At 50.0% G+C, this 21,960-nt stretch carries 22 protein-coding genes; 20 read left to right on the top strand and 2 right to left on the bottom strand.

The genetic code is table 11. From position 1 onward, the window contains the following. The first annotated feature begins 69 nt into the window (after window positions 1-69). The 6 genes from MCJ35_RS25240 (at window position 70) to MCJ35_RS25215 (ending at window position 8,303) form a co-directional block, all read left to right on the top strand. Window positions 70-1,245, top strand: coding sequence for a BMP family lipoprotein (locus MCJ35_RS25240; RefSeq protein WP_025484662.1), 1,176 nt, complete (start codon window positions 70-72; stop codon window positions 1,243-1,245). 32 nt (window positions 1,246-1,277) lie between these two features. Continuing rightward, window positions 1,278-2,792, top strand: a complete 1,515-nt coding sequence (locus MCJ35_RS25235) for an ABC transporter ATP-binding protein (protein WP_025484663.1) — start codon at window positions 1,278-1,280, stop codon at window positions 2,790-2,792. Continuing rightward, complete coding sequence (locus MCJ35_RS25230) at window positions 2,789-3,907, top strand: ABC transporter permease (protein ID WP_025484664.1); 1,119 nt, start codon at window positions 2,789-2,791, stop codon at window positions 3,905-3,907. Before MCJ35_RS25235 ends, MCJ35_RS25230 begins: the two co-directional genes overlap by 4 nt. After that, window positions 3,904-4,767, top strand: coding sequence for an ABC transporter permease (locus MCJ35_RS25225; protein WP_025484666.1), 864 nt, complete (start codon window positions 3,904-3,906; stop codon window positions 4,765-4,767). Before MCJ35_RS25230 ends, MCJ35_RS25225 begins: the two co-directional genes overlap by 4 nt. A 173-nt stretch (window positions 4,768-4,940) precedes the next feature. After that, window positions 4,941-6,419, top strand: a complete 1,479-nt coding sequence (locus MCJ35_RS25220) for a sulfatase (protein ID WP_240299694.1) — start codon at window positions 4,941-4,943, stop codon at window positions 6,417-6,419. Window positions 6,420-7,202: 783 nt separating this feature from the next. Then, on the top strand, window positions 7,203-8,303 hold the full coding sequence (locus MCJ35_RS25215) for a Fic family protein (RefSeq protein ID WP_051400623.1): 1,101 nt from the start codon (window positions 7,203-7,205) through the stop codon (window positions 8,301-8,303). Window positions 8,304-8,508: 205 nt separating this feature from the next. Here MCJ35_RS25215 and MCJ35_RS25210 read toward each other — a convergent pair whose 3' ends face one another. Beyond that, the gene (locus MCJ35_RS25210; RefSeq protein WP_008726702.1) at window positions 8,509-9,147 is read right to left on the bottom strand and encodes a GntR family transcriptional regulator; all 639 of its coding nucleotides are present in this window, start codon (window positions 9,145-9,147) and stop codon (window positions 8,509-8,511) included. Between the two features lie 341 nt (window positions 9,148-9,488). Here MCJ35_RS25210 and MCJ35_RS25205 point away from each other — a divergent pair, with 341 nt between their 5' ends. The 11 genes from MCJ35_RS25205 (at window position 9,489) to MCJ35_RS25150 (ending at window position 18,694) form a co-directional block, all read left to right on the top strand. Beyond that, a complete protein-coding gene (locus tag MCJ35_RS25205) occupies window positions 9,489-9,986 on the top strand; it encodes an L-2-amino-thiazoline-4-carboxylic acid hydrolase (protein ID WP_008726701.1) in 498 nt (165 codons plus the stop codon). A gap of 29 nt (window positions 9,987-10,015) precedes the next feature. Continuing rightward, window positions 10,016-11,194, top strand: a complete 1,179-nt coding sequence (locus MCJ35_RS25200; protein ID WP_008726700.1) for an ABC transporter substrate-binding protein — start codon at window positions 10,016-10,018, stop codon at window positions 11,192-11,194. A 112-nt stretch (window positions 11,195-11,306) separates the two neighbouring features. Beyond that, entirely contained in the window at window positions 11,307-12,194 is an 888-nt protein-coding gene (locus MCJ35_RS25195) for a branched-chain amino acid ABC transporter permease (RefSeq protein WP_025484671.1), read from the top strand. Continuing rightward, a complete protein-coding gene (locus MCJ35_RS25190; RefSeq protein ID WP_008726696.1) occupies window positions 12,191-13,201 on the top strand; it encodes a branched-chain amino acid ABC transporter permease in 1,011 nt (336 codons plus the stop codon). The genes MCJ35_RS25195 and MCJ35_RS25190 overlap by 4 nt, the downstream gene beginning before the upstream one ends. Next, window positions 13,198-14,019: an ABC transporter ATP-binding protein gene (locus MCJ35_RS25185; protein ID WP_051400619.1), complete on the top strand. Its 822-nt coding sequence runs from the start codon at window positions 13,198-13,200 to the stop codon at window positions 14,017-14,019. The genes MCJ35_RS25190 and MCJ35_RS25185 overlap by 4 nt, the downstream gene beginning before the upstream one ends. Continuing rightward, the gene (locus MCJ35_RS25180; protein WP_008726694.1) at window positions 14,012-14,722 is read left to right on the top strand and encodes an ABC transporter ATP-binding protein; all 711 of its coding nucleotides are present in this window, start codon (window positions 14,012-14,014) and stop codon (window positions 14,720-14,722) included. The genes MCJ35_RS25185 and MCJ35_RS25180 overlap by 8 nt, the downstream gene beginning before the upstream one ends. A gap of 26 nt (window positions 14,723-14,748) precedes the next feature. Further along, the gene (locus MCJ35_RS25175; protein ID WP_025484674.1) at window positions 14,749-15,627 is read left to right on the top strand and encodes an SDR family NAD(P)-dependent oxidoreductase; all 879 of its coding nucleotides are present in this window, start codon (window positions 14,749-14,751) and stop codon (window positions 15,625-15,627) included. Next, entirely contained in the window at window positions 15,624-16,631 is a 1,008-nt protein-coding gene (locus tag MCJ35_RS25170; protein ID WP_025484676.1) for a dihydroxyacetone kinase subunit DhaK, read from the top strand. The genes MCJ35_RS25175 and MCJ35_RS25170 overlap by 4 nt, the downstream gene beginning before the upstream one ends. 29 nt (window positions 16,632-16,660) lie before the next feature. Then, window positions 16,661-17,269, top strand: a complete 609-nt coding sequence (locus MCJ35_RS25165; RefSeq protein WP_025484677.1) for a dihydroxyacetone kinase subunit L — start codon at window positions 16,661-16,663, stop codon at window positions 17,267-17,269. 51 nt (window positions 17,270-17,320) lie between these two features. Then, window positions 17,321-17,557 (top strand): hypothetical protein, encoded by a 237-nt coding sequence (locus MCJ35_RS32350; RefSeq protein WP_353656088.1) that lies wholly within the window; start codon window positions 17,321-17,323, stop codon window positions 17,555-17,557. A gap of 93 nt (window positions 17,558-17,650) precedes the next feature. Next, complete coding sequence (locus MCJ35_RS25150; RefSeq protein ID WP_025484679.1) at window positions 17,651-18,694, top strand: DUF3829 domain-containing protein; 1,044 nt, start codon at window positions 17,651-17,653, stop codon at window positions 18,692-18,694. Between the two features lie 30 nt (window positions 18,695-18,724). Here the strand turns inward: MCJ35_RS25150 and MCJ35_RS25145 are convergent, their stop codons facing one another. Beyond that, complete coding sequence (locus MCJ35_RS25145; RefSeq protein ID WP_025484680.1) at window positions 18,725-19,453, bottom strand: 4Fe-4S dicluster domain-containing protein; 729 nt, start codon at window positions 19,451-19,453, stop codon at window positions 18,725-18,727. Window positions 19,454-19,776: 323 nt separating this feature from the next. On the opposite strand from MCJ35_RS25145, the gene MCJ35_RS25140 reads away from it, so the two are divergent. Genes MCJ35_RS25140 through MCJ35_RS25130 form a run of 3 tightly spaced genes read left to right on the top strand, consistent with a single transcriptional unit; the run spans window position 19,777 to window position 21,949 of the window. Then, window positions 19,777-20,223: a DUF2975 domain-containing protein gene (locus MCJ35_RS25140; RefSeq protein WP_008726685.1), complete on the top strand. Its 447-nt coding sequence runs from the start codon at window positions 19,777-19,779 to the stop codon at window positions 20,221-20,223. Window positions 20,224-20,238: 15 nt separating this feature from the next. Beyond that, window positions 20,239-20,478 carry a helix-turn-helix domain-containing protein gene (locus tag MCJ35_RS25135; RefSeq protein WP_008726684.1) on the top strand — a complete coding sequence of 80 codons (240 nt, stop codon included), beginning with the start codon at window positions 20,239-20,241 and terminating at the stop codon, window positions 20,476-20,478. Then, entirely contained in the window at window positions 20,462-21,949 is a 1,488-nt protein-coding gene (locus MCJ35_RS25130) for a DUF4153 domain-containing protein (protein WP_025484683.1), read from the top strand. The genes MCJ35_RS25135 and MCJ35_RS25130 overlap by 17 nt, the downstream gene beginning before the upstream one ends. Window positions 21,950-21,960: the final 11 nt, after the last annotated feature.

Here is a 21,960-nt window from a genome sequence, read left to right as displayed (position 1 = left end):
ATAAACTATTTTGTATTAAAATTCCTAATAGATAAAGACATATTCACAGCGTGATAAAAGGAGGGCACTATGAGGAAGGTCAGATTGACAGCATTATGTTTGGCAATGGTTATGGGAGTTTCACTTGTTGGCTGCGGAGGAAGCCAGGGATCTGGCAACGGAGGAAGCGGCGCAGGAGGCACCACGGCTGAGGCTGGGACGGATAAGAAGGAAAATGCCGGGGGCAATACAGACGGTGGGTCCGGTTCAGGCAATACGGCAGAGGGGGCAAAGGACGGTTCCAAAATGAAGGTAGGGCTTGTGCTGAGCACAGGCGGTCTGGGGGATAAGAATTTCAACGATATGGCCTATGCCGGGATTACAAAGGCCCAGGAGGATTTTGGGATTGAATTTGACTATGTGGAGCCCAGTTCGGTCAGTGACCTGCTTCCGCTTGACAGGCAGTTTGCTGAGACTGAGGAATATGACCTGATCATTGCCATTGCAAGTGACCAGGAGGAACCCATTACCGAGATAAGCGAGGAGTTCCCGGACCAGAAGATTTCCCTTCTGGACAGCGCGGCTGAAATCGATGGCGTGAGCACGGTGCAGACCGAGTGGAGTGAACAGACCTTCCTGGCAGGCGTGATTGCGGGCATGGGGACATTAAGCGACATGGAACTGGCCAATGAGGATAATGTGATTGGCGTGATTATGGGAATGGACCTGCCAAACCTGAGGGAAGGCGTTGTGGGATTCACGGCCGGGGCCAAGTATGTGAATCCGGATGTGGAAGTGCTGGAAGGCGTGGTCGGCGCGTTTAACGACCCGGGTAAGGGCAAGGAAATGGGACTTTCCATGTACAGCAAGGGCGCTGATTTCATCCAGTGTATAGCAGGCGCGTCCGGCCTTGGTGTGTTCGGCGCTGCAAAGGAAGCTGACCGCTACGCCTTTGGCGTGGGACCGAACCAGAATGGGGAGGATCCTGACCACATTGTGGCATCCTCTGTGAGAAGCGTGGATGAGATGGTCTACAATGAGGTCAAGAGTATAGTGGAAGGCACATGGGAGCCGGGGCTTCACATGAGCGGCATGAAGGAAAATGCAGTGGGCTGTGATATGGAAGGCTCCAATGTGGCGGTTCCCGATGATATCAAGGCAGCGGTCGAGGATATCAGAGGCAGGATTGCGTCAGGAGAACTGGTGCCCTGTAAGAATGCGGATGAATTAGATGCATGGGTACAGGCAAACCAGTACACAAAATAAAAGGGGTTTAAAGGGTTACAGGAGGAAAGGCAATGTATGCAGTTGAAATGAGGAACATTACAAAGCAGTACCCCTTGGTCCGCGCCCTTGACAATGTGGATTTCCTTCTTGAGGAGGGGGAAATCCTCTCCCTCCTGGGGGAGAATGGGGCAGGCAAATCCACATTGATGAAAATCCTCTACGGCATCTGTAAGCCGGATGAAGGGGAGATTTTCGTGAAAGGTACGCCTACGGCCATCAAATCCCCGAAACAGGCCATAGACCTGGGGATTGGGATGGTGCATCAGCATTTCATGCTGACGCCGGTACTGACAGTGACGGAAAATATCGTTGTGGGGTGTGAACCTGTAAAGGGGATTGTGTTTGACCGGGAAACAGCGGAACGCAAGGTGCAGGAGATGATTGACAGGTACGGGTTTGGAATCCGGGCTTCCCAGAAGGTAAGCGGTCTGTCTGTGGGGGAACAGCAGAAGGTGGAAATCCTGAAAGCGATTTACCGCAATGCTGATATCTTAATATTGGATGAGCCGACAGCAGTTCTTACACCTCAGGAGGTTGAAGAGCTGTTTCATATTTTAAGGGAGCTAAAGGCCCAGAATAAGAGCATTGTAATCATCACCCACAAGCTGAAGGAGACGCTGGCCATTGCGGACAGCATCAGCGTGCTGCGCGATGGGAAAATGATTACCGGCCACGTATCCATCAAAGGGGCCACCGCGGACAGCCTGGCCCAGATGATGGTGGGCCGTGAAGTGACCCTGGGCGTTTCAAGAAAGGCCAGGTCTGTGGGCGGGCCAGCGCTGCGGGTCAGGGATATCACCCTTAAGAAAAAGGACAGATACATACTCAACCACATTTCCCTGGAGCTTAAGAAGGGGGAAATCCTGGGAATCGCGGGCATTGAGGGAAATGGACAGACAGAACTGATTGAATGCCTTACAGGAATCTGCCATCCTGACAGACTGGATATGGAGAAGGATGGGCAGTCCATAAAGGGCGGGCCGGATGAGTTCATAAGGAAAGGCATCGGCCATATCCCGGAGGACCGCATGACCAGGGGACTGGTGCTTGATCTGTCCATTCTGGATAATATGATTCTGGGCTACCAGGGCCGTTTCCAGAAAAACGGAATCCTGGACAGGAAGAAAATGAAACATTTTGCCGACAGTCTTTTACAGGAATTCAGGATTAAGGCGCCTAACCCGCTGGTGAAGGCAAGTTCCCTTTCCGGTGGAAACCAGCAGAAAATCGTAATCGCAAGGGTTTTCAGCGAGGACCCGGACATCATCATTGTGGCCCAGCCCACAAGGGGTGTGGACATCGGAGCCATGGAGTATATACATGAACGCCTCCTGGACCTGCGGGACGAAGGAAAGGCAGTGCTGCTTATCTCGGCTGACCTGGATGAGGTGAAGAGCCTCAGTGACCGTCTCACCGTGATTTATGATGGGGAGCTGGTGGCAGAAGGGCGGCCGGAAGAGTTTGACGATATGGAACTGGGACTTCTGATGACCGGGGCCAAAGGAGAAAGGAGGGCTTCCATATGAGCGGCACAGGAAGTAAGGCGCCCGCCACAGGCGCTGCAAAGCAATCATACGGTGTAAAGGCCGTCCTGGCTAAGAATATGTCTTTTACAGCCCTAATCCTGGCCCTGATCCTGGGCGGGGTAATCATGTTCATCTGCGGGTACAACCCATTTGAGGCATATGGGGCAATCATGAAGGGCGCTTTCGGGGGCAAGAAGGCCATATGCCAGACACTGGTGCAGGCAACGCCGCTGATATTTGCAGGGCTGGCCTATACGGTGGCTAAAAGGGCGAACCTGATTAACCTTGGAATCGAAGGGCAGCTTTATATCGGGGCATTGGGGACATCCATGTTTGCCCTGCTCCCCCTTAACCTTCCTCCGGTTCCCTGGATCATACTTGCCCTGTTATGCGGAATGGTTTTTGGCGGGCTGTATGCGGGACTGGTGGGATTCATGAAGGTACGTTTCGGCTCCAATGAGGTAATCGCAACCATGATGCTTAACACCATTGCGGTGAACTTTGTGGAGTACGCGGTGAACTATCCCCTGAAAGAGGAGGGGAAGAGCATTGCCCAGACAGCCAAGTTTGCTGAAGCCATATGGCTTCCTAAAATCGTGGATAAGACACAGCTCACAATTGCCATCATCATTGCGGCAGCGGCCTGTATCGTCATTAAGCTGCTCTTTGACCGGACCGTGATCGGTTACGAGATTAAATGTGTGGGGCAGAACCTGAAGGCATCGGAAACAGCCGGAATCCGCATTGGAAAAGTAATGATTATCGCCATGCTGATCAGCGGTGCCATTGCGGGACTCCTGGGAGGCACCCATGTAATGGGCGTGGACAGGCGGCTGATTGCAGGATTTTCCTCCGGTTATGGTTTTGACGGCATTGCGGTAGCAGCACTGGCGGCTGACAGGCCGGTGGCCGTCATACTCTCCGGCATTATTTTTGGTGCCCTGAGGGCAGGGTGCATGGTGCTTAACAGGACCACGGGAGTGCCCACGGAATTCATTGATGTGATTCAGGCACTGATCATCCTTCTGGTCGCGGCGCCCCTTCTTGTAAAGGAAATCCTGAGGATGAACCGGAAACATACAGCCATATCCGTGAAAGGAGGCAGGACGGCATGAACCAGATACTATCCATATTCACATCCACCTTCAGCATGTCGGTGCCGCTGATCCTGGCGGCCCTGGGAGGCGTCATATCGGTAAGAAGCGGCATCATGGCCCTGGGACTTGAGAGCATGATGACCATGGGGGCCTTCTGCGGCGTTCTTGGCTCCTATTATACGGGAAATGTGGCTGCGGCCATTCTCTGCGGCGTTGCCGGGGGCGCGCTGTTCGGCCTGTGCCATGGGATTTTAAGCGTACGCTATAAAGTAAACCAGGTCATCAGCGGAATCGGGCTGAATCTTCTGGCAGTGGCTGCCACCACCCTTCTCATGCAGCTGATCTGGAACAACAAAGGATCGTCCCCCCAGGTTGCTTCCATTAAGCAGGGAGTGCTTACATCGCCCATTACATTTATCATGCTGGCAGCGGTTGCGGCGGAGTATTTTGTATTGTTTAGGACGCGGTTTGGCCTGCGCCTGAGAATGGTGGGGGAGAATCCCAAGGCCGCGGCCACGGTGGGACTTCCGGTACACAGGATTAAATACATTGCAGTGGTATGCTGCGGCATGCTGGCCGGTCTGGGCGGCGCCTACCTGTCCATCGACCATCTGGATATGTATGTAAGGGATATGTCGGCTGGCAGGGGATACATTGCCGTGGCAATCATGATACTGGCAAGATACAATCCAATCATGGTTGTACTCTGCGCCCTGATATTCGGCTTCTCTGACGCAGTGCAGATAAGTCTTCAGGGATATGGGGTGCCGTCCCAGATCATGGCAATGATCCCATATATCGTGACCCTTCTGGTGCTGGCATTTGGCGTAAGGCAGATTACACCGCCTGCAGGGGTTGGGGCACATGATGACGAGTAGGGATGCGGCGTAAGACTGCAGGGTGAAGATATAATGTAAAGATATAATGTAAAGATATAATGTAAAGATGTAATGTGAAGATGTAATATACAGATGTAGTCCGGAATCTAAGAATGTATCACATGAAGGTGAAACAGATGTAACAAATAGAATGATAAGGAGAAAATAAGCAGATGAGAGCAATTATGGTAATGTTTGATTCCCTGAACAGGCACATGCTTCCGCCCTATGGCTATAAGGATATCGTGGCACCGAATTTTGAGCGTCTGGCGTCCCGTACAGTGACCTTTGACAACTGTTATGCGGGAAGCCTTCCCTGTATGCCTGCCAGAAGGGAAATACATACGGGGAGGTATAACTTCCTTCACCGGAGCTGGGGCCCCCTGGAACCATACGATGATTCCATGCCGGAAATCCTTAAGAACAACGGCATTTACACCCATCTGACCACGGACCACTGGCATTACTGGGAAGAAGGGGGATGTAATTACCAGACAAAATATAATACCTTTGAGTTTGTGCGGGGACAGGAGGGGGACTGCTGGAAGGGAAGGATTAAATGGGAGGTTCCGCCTCATATTGACGGCCGCAAGGATGCATGCGGGAGACAGGAATATATTAACCGCCATTATATGAGGGAGGAGGAAAACCAGTCCATTGCAGTGAATTTTTCCAATGGCCTGGATTTCATAGAGGATAATCATGAGGAGGATGACTGGTATCTCCAGCTGGAGAACTTCGATCCCCACGAACCATTTTTCACCCCGCAGAAATATAAGGATTTTTATAAGGATGGGTATGACGGCATCATGTTTGACTGGCCGGGCTACCATGAGGTGGCTGAGACGCCGGAGCAGGTGCAGCACTGCATCAATGAGTACAAGGCCCTTGTGACCATGTGTGATACGTACCTTGGCAAGGTGCTGGATATGATGGATAAGTATGACATGTGGAAGGATACCATGCTGATTGTGAATACGGACCATGGGTTCATCCTCAGTGAACATAACTGGTGGGGAAAGGTCATGATGCCGTATTTCAACGAGATTGCCCATACGCCGCTGTTTATCTGGGACCCAAGGGCAGGGGTCAGAGGGGAACGGCGCCAGGCACTGGTGCAGACCATAGACCTTGCGCCTACGCTGCTGGACTTCTTCCATCAGGATATCCCGGAGGACATGCAGGGAAAATCACTGTATCAGACCATGGTGGATGATACCCGGATCAGGGAGTATGCCCTGTTCGGCCAGCACGGTGTCCATGTAAACATCACGGACGGCCGGTATGTGTACATGAGATGCCCGGTGCCGGATAAGGAAAATGAACTGTTTAACTATATCCTGGAACCCTCCAGCTATCCCGGCGCCATCGGCGTGGAGGAAATGCGCACAGCCAAGTTATGTGAGGGATTTGCATTTACAAAAGGCATGCCTGTCCTGCAGATTAAAGGCGGATACGGAATCAGCACCCTTGGCTTCCCGCCCAGGAAGCTGATGGAGTATGGCACAATGCTCTTTGATTTGGAACAGGATCCCAAACAGGAGCATCCCATCCGGGATGACGCAGTGGAGGCGCGGATGAAGATGAATATGGTGCGCCTTATGGAGGAGAATGATGCGCCGGCGGAGCAGTATGTGAGGCTGGGGTTGTGAGGTGGGTACGTCCGCGGAGCGGGCCAGGGCGGGCATTTCCTTGAGGTGAGGAGTGCGCAGCCGGGGAATCCATTTGGACGACGGGCGGTAGGACGCTAAGTTCCGGAGGGGCAGCTTCTAAGGCCCTGACAATATAAAAGACGGAGGATCGGTGCTATTCACGTAGAAATCCTGAAGGACTTTCTACGTTCAGAGCACCTTGGATTCTGGCTTTGAGGCCAGAATCCACCTCCGTCTTTTATATTGCCAGAACCTAAGAAGCTGCGCCCTCCTCCACAATGCGTCCTACCGCCCGTCGCCCAAATGGATTCCCCGGCTGCGCACTCCCCCCTCAAGGAAATGCCCGCCCTGGCCCGCTCCGCGGACTGGGGATTCCGGGCATGACAGGAGAGAAAATATTATTATTCATATTAATATTCTGAGCGTTAGTTTTTCCTGACTGACATGCTCCCTTCTAGTTAGACAAGTAAAAAATAAAAACCTGTTTCTTGGGAGGGAATATACGTTACAGGACTGAGATTATGTAAATGCCGGCGTGACGGATGGGGGTATATTCTCAAAAGAAAATTTCTTTGGTTTTTATCACTAAAAAACTCCGCAAGTTGATTTTTAAGGAAATATGTTTATTGATTATAGCCTATTAATTTCTGTTTATGTTGATAAACGGAAATTTATGGGCTATAATTAATTATGAAATTTCCACTTGGCCGAAGGCCGGAAAAGGAAGGATTGAACTAAGTGAAAAATAGAGCTGGGGAATTCAAAAACAACCTGTCAGGAAAAATGGCATATCAATCGTTTGCACCGTCTCCGCTGCCTCCTGCCCCACCTATTTTGATGGACAGGGACAGCGTGAATCTGCTGGTACAGGCAAATCGCCAGATTGCCCTTTTGGAAGGGCTGGCCTCCAGGATACCCAGTGTAAACCTGTTTATATCTATGTATGTCCGAAAGGAAGCGTTGCTGTCTTCTCAAATCGAAGGAACCCAGGCGACTCTTGATGACGTACTGGACCCTATGCTGGACGTAAATGTTAATCAAAATGTAGCGGATGTCATCAACTATATCCGGGCGACGGAATTCGCCATTAACCGTCTGAGGAGCCTTCCTCTTTGCTGTCGTCTGATAAAGGAAACCCATGCAGTGCTTATGGCAGGGGTTCGGGGCCAGGAAAAAAGCCCAGGAGAGTTCCGCTATTCGCAAAACTGGATTGGCGGGCAGGGCAGTACCTTGAAGAATGCCCGGTATATTCCGCCCAACCCGGAAGACATGAACCAAGCTATGATTGACCTGGAAAAATATATGAATGCAGAAGATGACCTTGATCCACTGATTCGTGCCGGATTGATTCATTACCAATTTGAAACCATACACCCTTTCCTCGATGGAAACGGTCGTGTGGGGCGGCTTTTAATTACACTTTTTCTCATGGAAAAGGGAATACTGACAACACCTACCCTGTATATTTCCTATTTTCTAAAGCGGAACCGGGTGGAATACTATGACCGGATGACAGAAGTCCGTAGCAAAGGAAATTATGAGCAGTGGATCCGATTCTTTTTACAGGCCGTGGCTGAGTCCGCAGAGGATGCTGTGCAGACGATTGACAAACTGTCAAAGCTGCATGAGGAGAATATTGCCCTACTGGATGTTCCCGGCAGGCAGGAGGCCACATTGAAAAAACTATTCCGTTATTTGGAGGCCAATCCCATCATTGAAATCCGAAAAACAGCTGGTGCCCTCTCCCTGTCTTATAATGCGGTAGCAAGAGCTGTGACCGTCCTAATGGAAAAAAACATCCTGGAACAGACGGACAAGAAAGGAAAAACAAGAATTTATACCTACTCTGCATATCTTGACATTTTAAGAAAAGATACTGAATGAAAATTATCTGTTGCGCGGCTTCCGGAATAATAATCCTGAGATATGCCGGTAACTATGATAAATGGAAGCTTTATTTGATACCCGTTCTGATTTTTGGTATATTCTTTTTAGACATAAAGTATAATCCCTCCCAAGTAATAAGTTTTTATTTTTACCTGGGAGGGAGGCATATCGGTTGTTCTTTTTTAAATTTCCTTTTAAAACCTCACATCGTCGTACTATCTTCAATATCCGCCTTCAGGATATTAGACGCCATACTATAGTTTTTCTGCTTCAGGTAATCCACGATTGCCACATGGAGTCCGTCCGCATCGTAGAAGATGGGGGAGTGCCATTGGCGGGAGCGTTTTTGGGCGTAGAAACGTGTCTGGGTGGCCATGGATTCCTGGAGTCTTTTGTAAGCGTAGTCATTCCGGTAATTGGAGAATAAAAGCAGGTGGAAGTAAATGTTGTCCTGCCAATGTTCCAGGGCGGTCAGGCCCTCGCCCTGGCGCTGCTGGTGGTTCAGGTTGTGCTGTTCCAGCTTTTCTATGAGGGCATCGTCTATATAGGAGCCGTATTGCTGCATGAAGCCGCACTCCAGGGAGATGCGGTAGCGTATGATGTTCTGTATCTCTTCGGCGCTGATTTCCGTTACCTCGTAACCGCGTTTGGGAAGGTTGCGAAGTACGCCCTCGCTGCATAGCTGTATCAGGGCTTCGCGGATGGGGGCGCGGCTGACTCCGTATTTTTCCATCAGGTTCTTTTCGTGAAGAATGCTTCCTGGCGTGTAAACGCCGTTGACTATATCCGAAAACAGATGGTGATGTATCTGCTCTTTCAGGTTCATTTCCTGGCTAATCATATTAGATGTATCCTTTCTTGGGGAATGTCATGCTATCATGTTTATGCAATCAGTATAGAATATATTGGAAGCAAAATCAATACCAAACAAAATAAATAAAAAAGCATTAAAAACCATTATAATCCCCCTCGTAAAAAATGTAAATAGTCATATTAGATTTTTGGGCTGTTTTGCGTAATGGTGGGCAATATATATGTTTTTATAAGGAATGATGGAAAAATAATATAAATATTAACTAAAAATGCTTGACATTTAGATAAAAACTGATATGATTAGTTTTGTGAGATACAGCAAATCACAGAAGATAAAGCTGTATATAATGAAAGGAGATAAGAGATATCATGGGAGAAATCAAGAATGTAGCAACACTTACAAACGACGAGCAGGCAAATATTAACAGGGCGGCAATTGAGCACAGGGCAACCTGGATGGGCCTTATCTATGATGAACTGAAAAAGGACGGCATTGATCCGGAGCCTGCATTCAGAAGGGCCATCAAGAGATGCGGTAACATCCACGGCGCCAACTTCAAGGCTGCCTGTTCCAATCCGGATGACTGCAGGGATTTCGCTGAGGTATTCTTAAATGAACTGGGAAGAAAGACATTTGAGCAGGAAGTACATGAAGTGACAGAGACAGAGGTTCCTGTTGATTTCCACTACTGCGCACTGTTGAATGCATGGAAGAAGCTGGGCTTTGATGATGAGACCTGCGCTAAGCTCTGTGACATCGCCATGGACGGGGACCGCGGTATTGCAGAGGCTATGGGACTGACACTGGATCTGACCGATACACTGGCTAAGGGATGCGCTACATGTAAGCTTTGCTTCCACAAATAATCAGGAGAGATACAAGGAGGAGTTTTCTTATGAAAAGGTTTAAGACAATGGCAGCTCTGGCACTTTCAGCTGCAATGGCGGCAGGATTACTGACAGGATGTTCAGGCGGAACCAAGACAGAAGCAGCCCCGGGGGATAAATCAGTCATCAAGCTGGGAGGTCTGGCGCCTCTTACCGGCAACTATGCTGAGTATGGAAAGGGATTCCAGATTGGATTCCAGAAGGCAATTGATGAGATTAATGAAAAGGGCGGCATTAACGGACATAAGTTTGAAATCGAGATTAAGGATACGCAGGGCGACGCAGTGGTGTCCTCCAACATGGCAACCAACTTCGCTGAAGATGAAAGTGTCATGGCTATCCTGGGCGACTTTACCTCCGGCGCATGCAAGGCCAATGCCGAGATTGTGGACCGCTATGGAATCGTACAGTTAAGCCCCACCGCATCCGCACCTGACTATGCCAACATGAGCAAATACTGCTTCAGTATCATGGGCCGCCAGGACGTGGAAGCTCCTTACCTTGCAAAGTACATACTTAAAAAATACCTGGGCGCACAGAAGATTGCCGTTATCCGTGTGGACAGTGACTGGGGTCTTTCCTGTTATGACAACTTCATGATTCAGGCTGAGAAGGAAGGCCTGGATGTGACGGTTGAGAAATACGCCACAGGCGAGAAGGATTTCAGCTCCCTGATTACAAAGATGAGATCCATTGACCCGGACTGCCTGGTAGTCATGGACCAGGGCGATTCCGTGGCAGCTATCTTCAACCAGGCAGATGCGGCGGGATGGGATATCCAGCACGTTGCTTTAGGGCCTGGCACCTCCGAGCAGCTGATTAAGCAGCTGACCACACCGGATAACCTGATTGTTACCTCTCCTTTCTTCTTTGATGAGAACAATGAGGAACTTTCCAGCTGGGCAAAGTGGTTTGAGGGCGAGGCAGGATTTGCACCAACCATCCACCCTGCATGTGCTTATGACTGTGTATATCTGATTGCCAATGCGGTAGAGAAGATTGGCGATGGGGAGATCACACGTGATGCAATCCAGCAGGCGCTGGCTGAAAGCCAGAATACAGGCGTTACAGGCGCACTTAACTTTACACCGGACGGCGATATCGAGCGTCAGTACATGATCTGCGGTGTTAAGGATGCCAAGTGGGTTGTTCTTGAAGGATTTGAATACGGCGCAGAAGGCCTTTAATTCGCCATAGCGTATAGAAAGGCAGCAAGGGGGCGGCATGTCAGGGCGTGTTTGATGATTTATTCCGCCCGGGCACTGCCGCCCCTTAAAAAAACTTCGCGGAGGTATGGAGATGGAATATGTATTAAATCAGCTGGTTAACGGCTTGTGCCAGGGCGCGATTTACGCACTGATGGCAATCGGCTATTCTGTTATAGTCGGTGTAGTAGGAATGGTTACATTCACATATGGCGAGATCATGATGATCGGGGCGTTCTCGTCTTATTATATTTTCCTTTTATTTGGAAATAACCTGCCCCTGGCAATCCTTGCGGCATTTACAGGTTCATTCCTGATCGGTATTGTTGTTTATAAGCTTTGTTATGAGAAATTCTTTAATGCACCAAGGCATATTTCACTGCTGTGTACCATCGGCATCAGTATGCTGATTAAAAACCTGGCTCAGATCGTATTCGGACCTGAGACAAAACCGGTTCTTGATATTGTTGAAAATAAAACATTTACCTTAATGTTAGGTAGTGTTCGACTGGATATTAAGCTTCTCCAGATTGTGGTGATTGTTCTTGTGGTGGTGCTGGCCTCCGCGCTGACCCTGTTCTTTAACAAGACCAAGTGGGGCATTGCCCTCAGGGCCGTAAGCCAGAACAAGGATGCTGCTTATCTGGTGGGCATTAACGTAAAACGTACAGCCATGATCGGTAACTGTATTGGTTCCGGCTTTGGCGGCATTGCGGGCATCCTGCTCTGTATCTATTATTATTCCGTATCAGCTACCATGGGCGGTATCTACAGTATGAAGGCATTTGCGGCCAGCGTGCTGGGCGGTCTGGTGGATATCCGGTTCTCTGCCCTGGGCGGCCTGTGTATCGGTGTCATTGAGAACCTGGGCATTGCGGTATCGGCGGCAACCTTCCGCGACGTATTTGCATTCGGCTTCCTGATTCTTGTACTGTTAATCAGGCCTCAGGGATTTGTCAGCAAGAAAGGAGTGAGGGTATGATGAATAAGGCAAAAGCATTTTATGAAAAACATAAGCTGCCTGTACTGTTAGCTCTTCTTGTTATATCCATCGTGCTTCCGTTTGTGATTAAACAGGCCCTGATACTGAGATATATCTGTACCATCATGATGTATGCCACATTGGCCGGCTCCCTGAACGTAATCAACGGCTACAGCGGCCAGACCTGTCTGGGCCAGGCCGGATTCTTTGCAATCGGCGCTTATACCTGCGCGGCCCTGTCCAAGAATGTGGGCGTTGACTTCTGGATTGCCCTTCCGGTTGCAGGTATCCTTGCAGCCCTTGTGGGGCTGATTGTAAGCCTTCCAACGCTTAAGCTGTCGGGAATCTATCTGTCCATTGTCACGCTGGGCGCATCTGAGATCATAAGGATCATTGCCCAGACCTGGACGCCTGTGACCGGCGGCGCCCTGGGTATCAAGCAGATTCCTTATCCTAATTTCTTTGGCCTGGAAATGTTCAAGCCTAAATATTATTACTTCATATTCCTTATCATCGGCGTGGTGTTCCTGTTCATTACGGACAGGGTCTTAAAATCCAGGGTGGGCCGCGCATGGATGGCAATCCGTGAGGACCAGGTGGCTGCCAAGTCACTGGGCGTTGAGACCAGTAAGTGCAAGTGCATGAACTTCATGTACGGGGCATTCTGGGCAGGAATCATCGGGGCTGCCTATGCTCCCTTTGTCAACTATATTGAGTCTTCACAGTTTACCACGGATACAGGTTTTAACGTGCTGGCTATGGTCGTCATCGGAGGCCAGGGAACCCTGCTTGGACCGATCCTTGGTTCCACAATTGTTACAATCCTGACTGAGGCCCTGCGTTTCCTGGAGAACTGGAGATATGTAATCTATGCAATCATCATCATCCTGATGATGTGGGTGCGTCCTCAGGGACTTATGGGTGCATCTGATTCCATCCTTGCCGGCGGCGAAATCCAGAAAAAGGATGGGGATAAGAAAAAGACTCCGGAGGTGAAGAAGGCATGATTGAGTTCGATAAGATTGACAGAAGCGTACCGATTCTTGAATCAAAAGGCTTATGTAAATACTTTGGCGGTCTGAAGGCAGTTGAAAACGTGGATATGAAGGTAATGGCAGGCGACATTTTCGGCATCATCGGGCCTAACGGGGCCGGGAAGACCACCTTCTTTAATATGTGTACCGGAATGTACACCCCCACCAAGGGCAAGGTATACCTGATGGGAGAGGATGTGACCGGATTCTCATCTGAAAGGGTAGCAAGGAAACGTATGGCAAGGACCTTCCAGAACCTGCAGCTGTTTAAGTTCATGAGCGTCCTGGACAATGTTAAGATCGGATGCCATATCAGGACAAAGAGCAATATGCTGGATGCAATCGTCCACACCAAGACCTACAGGCAGGATGAGGAGTACGCAATCAGCAAGAGCGAGGAGATATTAAAGGCCATCGGCCTGTTCGAATACAGGGATACCATGGCGGGCAACCTGGCATACGGCATGCAGCGTAAGGTTGAGATTGCCAGGGCCCTGGCCCTGGAGCCGTACATCCTTTTGCTGGATGAGCCTGCGGCGGGCATGAACCCCCTGGAGACACAGGAGCTTATGGAGTTTATCAAAATGCTCAACGAAGGCGGATATACCATTGCGGTTATTGAGCATGACATGAAGTTTGTAATGAATTCCTGTAACCGCATCCTGGTCCTGAACTTCGGACAGAAGATATGCGAGGGCACGCCGGATGAGGTGAAGGCCAACAAGGAAGTGCAGGAGGCATATTTCGGCAAGGGTATCATTGCAGGAGAGGCGGTGAAGGTTCATGCTTAATGTGGAACATCTTTCAGTCAATTACGGATATATCACAGCGCTTACGGACATCAGCTTCCACGTGGAGGAAGGCGAGATCATCACACTGATCGGTTCCAACGGCGCGGGTAAGACAACTACCCTGGGCGCCATATCGGGGCTGGTTCCCAAGGTAAGCGGCAAGATTACATTTAAGGGGCATGACATCACAAAGATGCCGCCGGATAAAGTGGTAAAAATGGGTATGTGCCATGTGCCTGAGGGAAGGAAGATATTCCCTGCCCTGACCGTGTACGAGAACCTGATTGCAGGTTCCCTGGGCAACCCCAAGCTTACCAAGGCCAGGATTAATGAACTGGTGGAGGAACAGTACACCCTGTTCCCGCGTCTGAAGGAACGTATCGGCCAGGCAGGAGGAAGCCTGTCAGGCGGCGAGCAGCAGATGCTTGCCATATCAAGGGGCCTTATGATGGACCCGGATATCGTGATGTTGGATGAGCCGTCCCTGGGACTGGCGCCGATTATTGTTGAAGACATATTTGAACTGATATTAAAAATCAGGGACATGGGCAAGACCATCCTTCTGATTGAGCAGAATGCATCCATGGCATTGTCCATTGCGGACAGGGGTTATGTGCTGGAGACAGGTAAGATCATCATGGAAGGCAAGGGCAAGGAACTCCTTGTGGACCCAAGGGTGAAGGCAGCTTATCTGGGTGCGTAGGAAAAATCGGGGAAAGCAGGCAGGATATGGACTTAGGACTGAAAGGAAAGACCGCCGTTGTCACAGGCGGCAGCAAGGGCATCGGATACGCGGTTGCAAAGACCTTCCTGGAAGAGGGGGCCAATGTTTTTATCTGTGCCAGGAATGCGGATGAAGTGGATGCCGCGGTGAGGGCCTTGGGCGGAACAGGGGCATCGGATGGCGCAGCGGCATCGGATGGAATGGCGGAGCCCTCTGGCGCCTCAGGCCATACGGTACATGGAGCGGTATATGGAACAGTATATGGAACCGCCGCAGACATGACGGTGGAGGAAGATGTCTACAGGGTTGCGAAGGAAGCTTATGGGCGGTTCGGTTCCCTGGACTGCTGGATTAACAATGTAGGGGCCAGTTTCCCAAAAGAGGGGGAAGAGTACAGGGAGCATGATATTGAGAAGATTACAAAGGTATGCTTCTTCAGCACCATATACGGCACCCAGGCAGCTTTCCGCTACATGAAAAAAACCGGCGGAAGCATTCTCAATATCAGCTCCCTGGCGGCCAGATGCGGCACCGTGGGCGCCAGCACCCTGTATGGGCCTTTAAAGTCGGCAGTGATTAAGCTGGCGGTTTCCTTTGCAGGGGAATATGCGGCTTATGGGGTCCGGGTTAATTCCGTGCTACCGGGATTTACGGCAACCCCGGCAGTGGCGGCTAATATCAAACCGGATTATCTGAAACGGAATACGGACGACACCCTTTTACGGCGTGTGGCCGTGCCGGAGGAGATAGCTGCCCCGGTGGTATTTCTCTGCAGCAGCCGGGCTTCCTACATAACAGGCACCAGCCTGGAGGTTTCAGGGGGACGCAGTATTGTATTGAATCCGGAATATTCATATGTAAAAAAGGAAGGGGAACAGGCATGAAGAAATTAATCAACAAACCGGAGAATTTTGTAAAAGAGACAATGGAAGGCATTATCTATGCCTATGGGGATAAGGTTAAATTGTTAGACGGGGATGAGAGGATACTTCTCACCAATTACCCGGTTGAAAAGGGCAAGGTTGGAATCGTGACAGCCGGAGGAAGCGGACATCTTCCCGTATTCCTTGGCTATGTGGGCCAGGGCATGCTGGACGGATGCGCGGTGGGCAATGTATTCGCGTCCCCGTCCGCCAAGAAGATGGCCGATATGATTAAGGCCTGTGATTACGGCAGCGGCGTGCTCTGCCTGTACGGGAACTACGGCGGCGATAATATGAACTTTGACATGGCCTGTGAAATGGTGGAAATGGATGATGTGGAAACCAAAACAGTGCGTGTAAAGGACGATGTTGCCAGCAGTCCAAAGGAGGCAATGGAAAAACGCCGCGGTGTTGCCGGAATGGTATATGCCTTTAAGGCCGCAGGCGCTGCCGCGGAGCGCATGATGTCCCTGGAGGAAGTGGCCGGAGTGGCGCAGAAGGCCCTTGACAATATCCGCACCATGGGCGTGGCCCTGTCACCATGTATTGTTCCACAGGTAGGGGAACCCACCTTCCAGATAGAAGACGATGAGATTGAAATCGGAATGGGCATCCATGGGGAGAAGGGAATCGAGGTCAGGAAAATGATGACGGCCGATGAGGTTGCGGAAACCCTGGTTGGCAGGATTACAGAGGATATGCCTCTGGCAGAGGGTGACGAAGTGTCTGTCATGGTCAACGGTCTGGGTGCAACCCCCATGGAAGAGCAGCTGATTGTGTACCGCCGTGTCCACGAGCTGTTAAGTGACATGGGCGTCAAGGTTGTGATGCCTCATGTGGGTGAATATGCAACCTCCATGGAGATGGCAGGACTTTCCGTTACCATCTTCAAGCTGGATGGGCAGTTAAAGGAACTGCTGCTTTCCCCGGCAAAGACACCATTCTATACCAACCTGAACAAATAAGACCCTTTGACGAATAGGAGGATACGACAATGAATGCAGCATCTGTTAAAACGGGTATTAGGAAGATAAGCCGGATCATGGCTGAGAATAAAGATTATCTGATTAAACTGGACCAGCAGAACGGGGACGGTGACCTGGGTGTTTCCATGAGCGAGGGCTTTGAGGCCGCGGCCGTGTTCGTTGAGGGAACGCAGGAGACGGACCTGGGCAAGATACTGATGCAGACAGGCGGCGTGTTCAACGAGGCAGCCCCTTCAAGCCTCGGAACCATTATCTCATTCGCATTTATGGGAATGGCAAAGTCCTTAAAAGGCAGGACCGAGGCAGGCCTTCCTGAATTTGCGGAGGCAGTGATGGCCGGAGTGCAGAAAATCATGGATAAGGCCGGTTCAAAGCCTGGTGAAAAGACAATCCTGGACTCCATCTATCCGGCGGCAGAAAGCCTGCTGGCAGACAAGGACGGGGACTTTAAGGAAGCATTGAAGAATGCGGCCAGGATAGCTGCAGAAGGTTCAGAGTCAACCAAAGCCATGAAGTCGGTCCATGGGCGGGCGGCCTACTATGGCGAGCAATCCATCGGGCTTCTGGACGGGGGTTCTGTTGTGGGAAGGCTGATATTTGAGGCATTGGCTGAATAAAAGGATTTTGGAAAGCGGGCTCTTCGGGGTCCGCTTTCCCTGCGCATTCCGGTGGGTCTTCCTGTGATTGGAATCGTCAAGATGGATTCTGAGGATTGCGGGATTTATATCACCCCAACCATGGAAAAGGTGGATGCATGCGGCCGTCCGGTCATTGCCGAGGGCGGGATGTGGACGCCGGAGCAGCTTAAGGCAGCCCTTGATACGGGCGTCCTGGCAGCGGTGGCCGGGACAGCCATTGCCAGGCCCAGAGAGATAACAAAGCTGTTTTTGGATGTCCTGCTTTGAGGGAAGCAGTTATCCTGTCTTTTTTGTTTAATCCCTGTACGAAAATGGTTATATCTGGTAAGATAAAGGGATAACAATATCTGGAGGTACGGTATGAGAAAGAGATTCATGGGCGCTGCACTGGCAGCGGTATGTATTGCGGTGCTGGCAGTATCGGGATGCGGTGAAAACATTAATGAACTGAAGGAGAATGCCAAGGCAAAGGCACTGAGTGAGCCTGCAAAGACTGTGGAGGAAGAAACAGACGAAGAGGAAACAGGGGCGGAGGAAAGCATTTCCCCGGAGCAGATGGATCTGATAAAGTATAATTATTATGTTGAACTGAATAATGAGATAGTGAAGCTGTTAGACGACATTGATTATTATTATGAGGTGGTGGAATATGGTGAGGAGTTTGCACTGATTCCTGACAGTGGATATACATACGGTTACCGTATCAGGGGATTTGGCAAGGATCTTGCAGATGACTGCATACAGCTTGCAGACATGGAGCCTGCATATGAGACATTGGATCCGCTGGTGAAGGAGATGGCTGAACCCTTAAAGGAGCTTATGGAAGCATTTTCAGAGGTAAGCCGAAGCAATGATTATGCGGCAAACCAGTATCAGAAGGCAAAGGACCTTCATGCTGTCATCTATCCTGCTGCCGATGAATTTGAGCCTTTGGGATACGAATTCATACATGCCGTGAGCGAGGTGGCTGATGAGAGGATTGCAGCGGAAGAAGAGGAGATGAAGGCGGAAGGCAGGCTGATTGCGTATAATGCCAGCCGCGGCATCAGCATTGCAGGGCAGATAATGGACGAATGCACGCTCCAGGGTGTGACGGATGATAATATCACGGACCTGGACCTGACTAAGATTAGGCCATTATACGATGAACTGACTTCGGTCGTGGAAGATTTAAATGCCGCCACCGCTGACAATAACCAGATGATGATGGAATCCATGAGCAATTCAAAACCATTTGACCAGCTGTATGAGAGGATGCTCCAGGCCCTGGAGTGGATGATGGGACAGGTGGAAAGCGGAAAGCCCATTGAGGACCCGGGGCTGGAGCCGCTGGGTTCCATTGCGCATTTTTCCAATACGCTGAGTGATTGTATTGACAGGTATAATACGGTGTTCGTGGATTAAGGAAGGGGCGGATACCCCTTCCCGCCTGCCTTAAATCAGGCTGCCATCCGTCCTGACAGTCACAACCTGCCACGGGATGGATCTGCCGCTGGCCTTAAGCGCGTTTTTTACGGCATTTTCAATGCCGCCGCAGCATGGCACTTCCATGCGGACAACGGTGACATCTTTAATATCGTTGAGACGGATGATTTCTGTCAGCTTTTCGGAATAGTCCACCATATCCAGCTTGGGGCATCCGATTAGGGTGATCCGGCCCGCGATGAAGTCGTTGTGGAAATTGCCATAAGCAAATGCAGTACAGTCGGCTGCTATGAGCAGCCGGGCATCCTGAAAGTAAGGCGCCTGTACGGGAACCAGCTTGATCTGGACCGGCCATTGGGACAGCTGGCTTTCCATGGATGGGATGGGGGCTGCCGGGTGATAAGGCGTGGATTGGGGGCTGGGCTGGGGCCTGGTGATGGACCTGGACTGGGAACCCGGACATCCGCAGGGAGAGGGCTTGCTGCCCTCTTTTTTTGTTGTCCCGGCCATGCGGGCCTTGACAGCGGCTTCGTCATAGGCCGCTGCTTCTCTTTCTTCAAAGGTAATGGCGCCAGTGGGACAGGTTGGAAGGCAGTCCCCCAGCCCATCGCAATAGTCATCCTTTAACAGCACTGCCTTACCGTCCACCATGCCGATGGCGCCTTCGTGGCAGGCAGCTGCACATGCGCCGCATCCATTGCAGAGCCCTTCATTTATTTTAATAATCCTTCTTATCATTTATATATCCTCCTGAGGGTGGGTCTTATTGATGCTGTATTGATGTTTCTGTGATAAGTATACCGCAGGCGGATGGTATTGTATGTTGTTATGACAACGTAATTGTAATTAGTTGCTGCTTCTGATCTTATCTTCAATTTGGGTCCCGTATCACTACAACCCCATATCATTACCCCATATCATTACAAAAATCTTAATATTTATCTATTATCAATATTAAATTATCGAATATCAATAAAAATATATTGAAAAATGGAAAACAATGTGGTATGCTCCGGATAAAGGGATTTTAAGGAATGTGATAAGAGAAAGGTGGATGTGGAATGAATAAACGGCTTGTACGGTTTACGAAATGGCTGCTGGATGCCATGTTTTATGGGGGAATGGTGATTACGCTGGGGATTCCCGTGATATTCCGTTATGTGGGAAGATATATACAATCTTTCAGGGTGCATTATATACCCCAGTGCGTGCTTTATATCGGTTCCGGAATCCTGGCCCTTATGATTGTGCGGGAACTTAGACGGATGTTTGGAACCGTTCTGGCAGATGATGCGTTTGTGATGGAAAATGCAGATTCCTTAAAACGTATAGGGAAATGCAGCTTTTTCCTGGCGTTTATCTCCCTTATCCGTCTCCCGCTTGCACCCACGCCGGCAACCGTGGTTGTCATTATTGTGTTTTCCATTGCAGGTCTGTTCTGCTTTGTATTGTGCCAGGTGTTTGAACAGGCCGTACGGTACAAAGAGGAAAATGACCTGACCATTTAGGAAGGAAGGTATAGCATGGGAATTGTGGTTAATCTGGATGTGATGATGGCCAGACGGAAAAAGGGCCTGAAGGAACTTGCCGCAGAGGTGGATATCACCATGGCGAATCTGTCCATCCTTAAGAATAATAAGGCAAAGGCAATCAGGTTCTCTACCCTGGAGGCAATCTGTGAAGCCCTGGACTGCCAGCCAGGCGATATATTGATTTATGAACCGGATGAGGAAGGAGGGGATACGGATGGATGCAGATATTGAAAAAAACAGTGCAGATAATGTTTCCGGAAGCATTTCCAAAAGGAACCAGAAACTGGAAGCCATAAGCCAGGATTTCGGTTTCCTGGGAACATTAAGCATAGCGTACGGAGCGGCTGCCTGCTTCTGCCTGTATCATAACCCGCTGGGAATAACGGTTCCCCTTTTGGTGGCCGTGACATATGGTGCCATGTTCCTTTTGTTCAGACGTGTGGGGGTGGAGGTTAAGAAGGGATCCATATACCTGGCGGTACTGTCATTTTTCATAGGGCTTTCCACCTGTTTTACAGCCAATATGACGGTTGGTTATAATATGAACAGGCTTGCGCTGGTGCTTCTGTTCTGTATTTTCATCCTGCACCAGTTCCACCAGGACAGCAGATGGAATATCGGGAAATACGTGGCATCCATAGCCATATACCTGGCCCAGGCCATTGGAATGATATACTGTCCGTTTGTCCATGGAAAGGAATATATAAAGTCCATTAAGAGCAGGAAGTACAGGAATGTTTTAAGGCTTATTGCAGGTATGTGTGCGGCGGTTCCGGCCATGGTCATACTCTGTCTTTTATTGGGCAGCGCGGATATGGTATTTCAGAACATGCTGGATGTGGTGTTAAGGGAGATACTGAATCCTGTTACCATTTTCCTGGTATTGCTTCAGACCGCGGCCTGGACACTGATTATGTATTGCCTTATCTGCAGCGCCTGCGCAGGGAATATCAGCGATGAAACAGCTGACCGGCGGGTATGTTCCCCGTTTGCCGCAATCAGTTTCATGTCCATGATTGCCATCATCTATGTGGTATTCTGCGCCATTCAGGTTGTGTATCTGTTTATGGGGAAGGGAAGCCTGCCATGGGGGATGACGTATTCGGATTATGCAAGACAGGGGTTCTTCCAGCTGCTGTCCGTGGCGTTTCTTAACCTTGTCATGGTGCTTCTGTGCCTGAAGTATTGTCAGGAAAATGTCCTGTTAAATGGAGTCCTGCTGGTCATCAGCATGTGCACCTATGTGATGATTGCATCAGCCATATACAGGATGCTTCTGTATGTGGGGCAGTATCATCTTACATTTTTAAGGGTGCTGGTGCTCTGGTTCCTGGCTATGCTGGTAATACTGATGGCTGGTGTGATAGTCCTCATATTTAATCATGGGTTTCCTCTGTTCCGGTATTGTCTGGTGACGGTATCTGTCTTCTATCTGGGATTTGCCTGGATGAGGCCGGATTATGTGATTGCAAAATATAATGTGGAACACATCGCCAATATTGATATGTTTGCATTGGATGATTTTTCCGGGCTTTCAGCGGACGCGGCTCCGGCGGTTTTGGGGATAGAGGATGCAGAAGCGAGAAACTATCTTCTCAAGCTTTATGCCAGGCAGTATAATAGGGTGGACGGTGGTTCCATGAGCATCCGCACCTGTAATTTTTCGGCGCTGAAGGCCAGGAGCCTATTGAATGATGAATGACAGAAAAGGAG

The organism is Enterocloster sp. OA13 (assembly GCF_022440595.1).
Lineage (GTDB): Bacteria > Bacillota > Clostridia > Lachnospirales > Lachnospiraceae > Enterocloster > Enterocloster hominis.
This window is presented reverse-complemented; position numbering and strand designations above follow the sequence as displayed.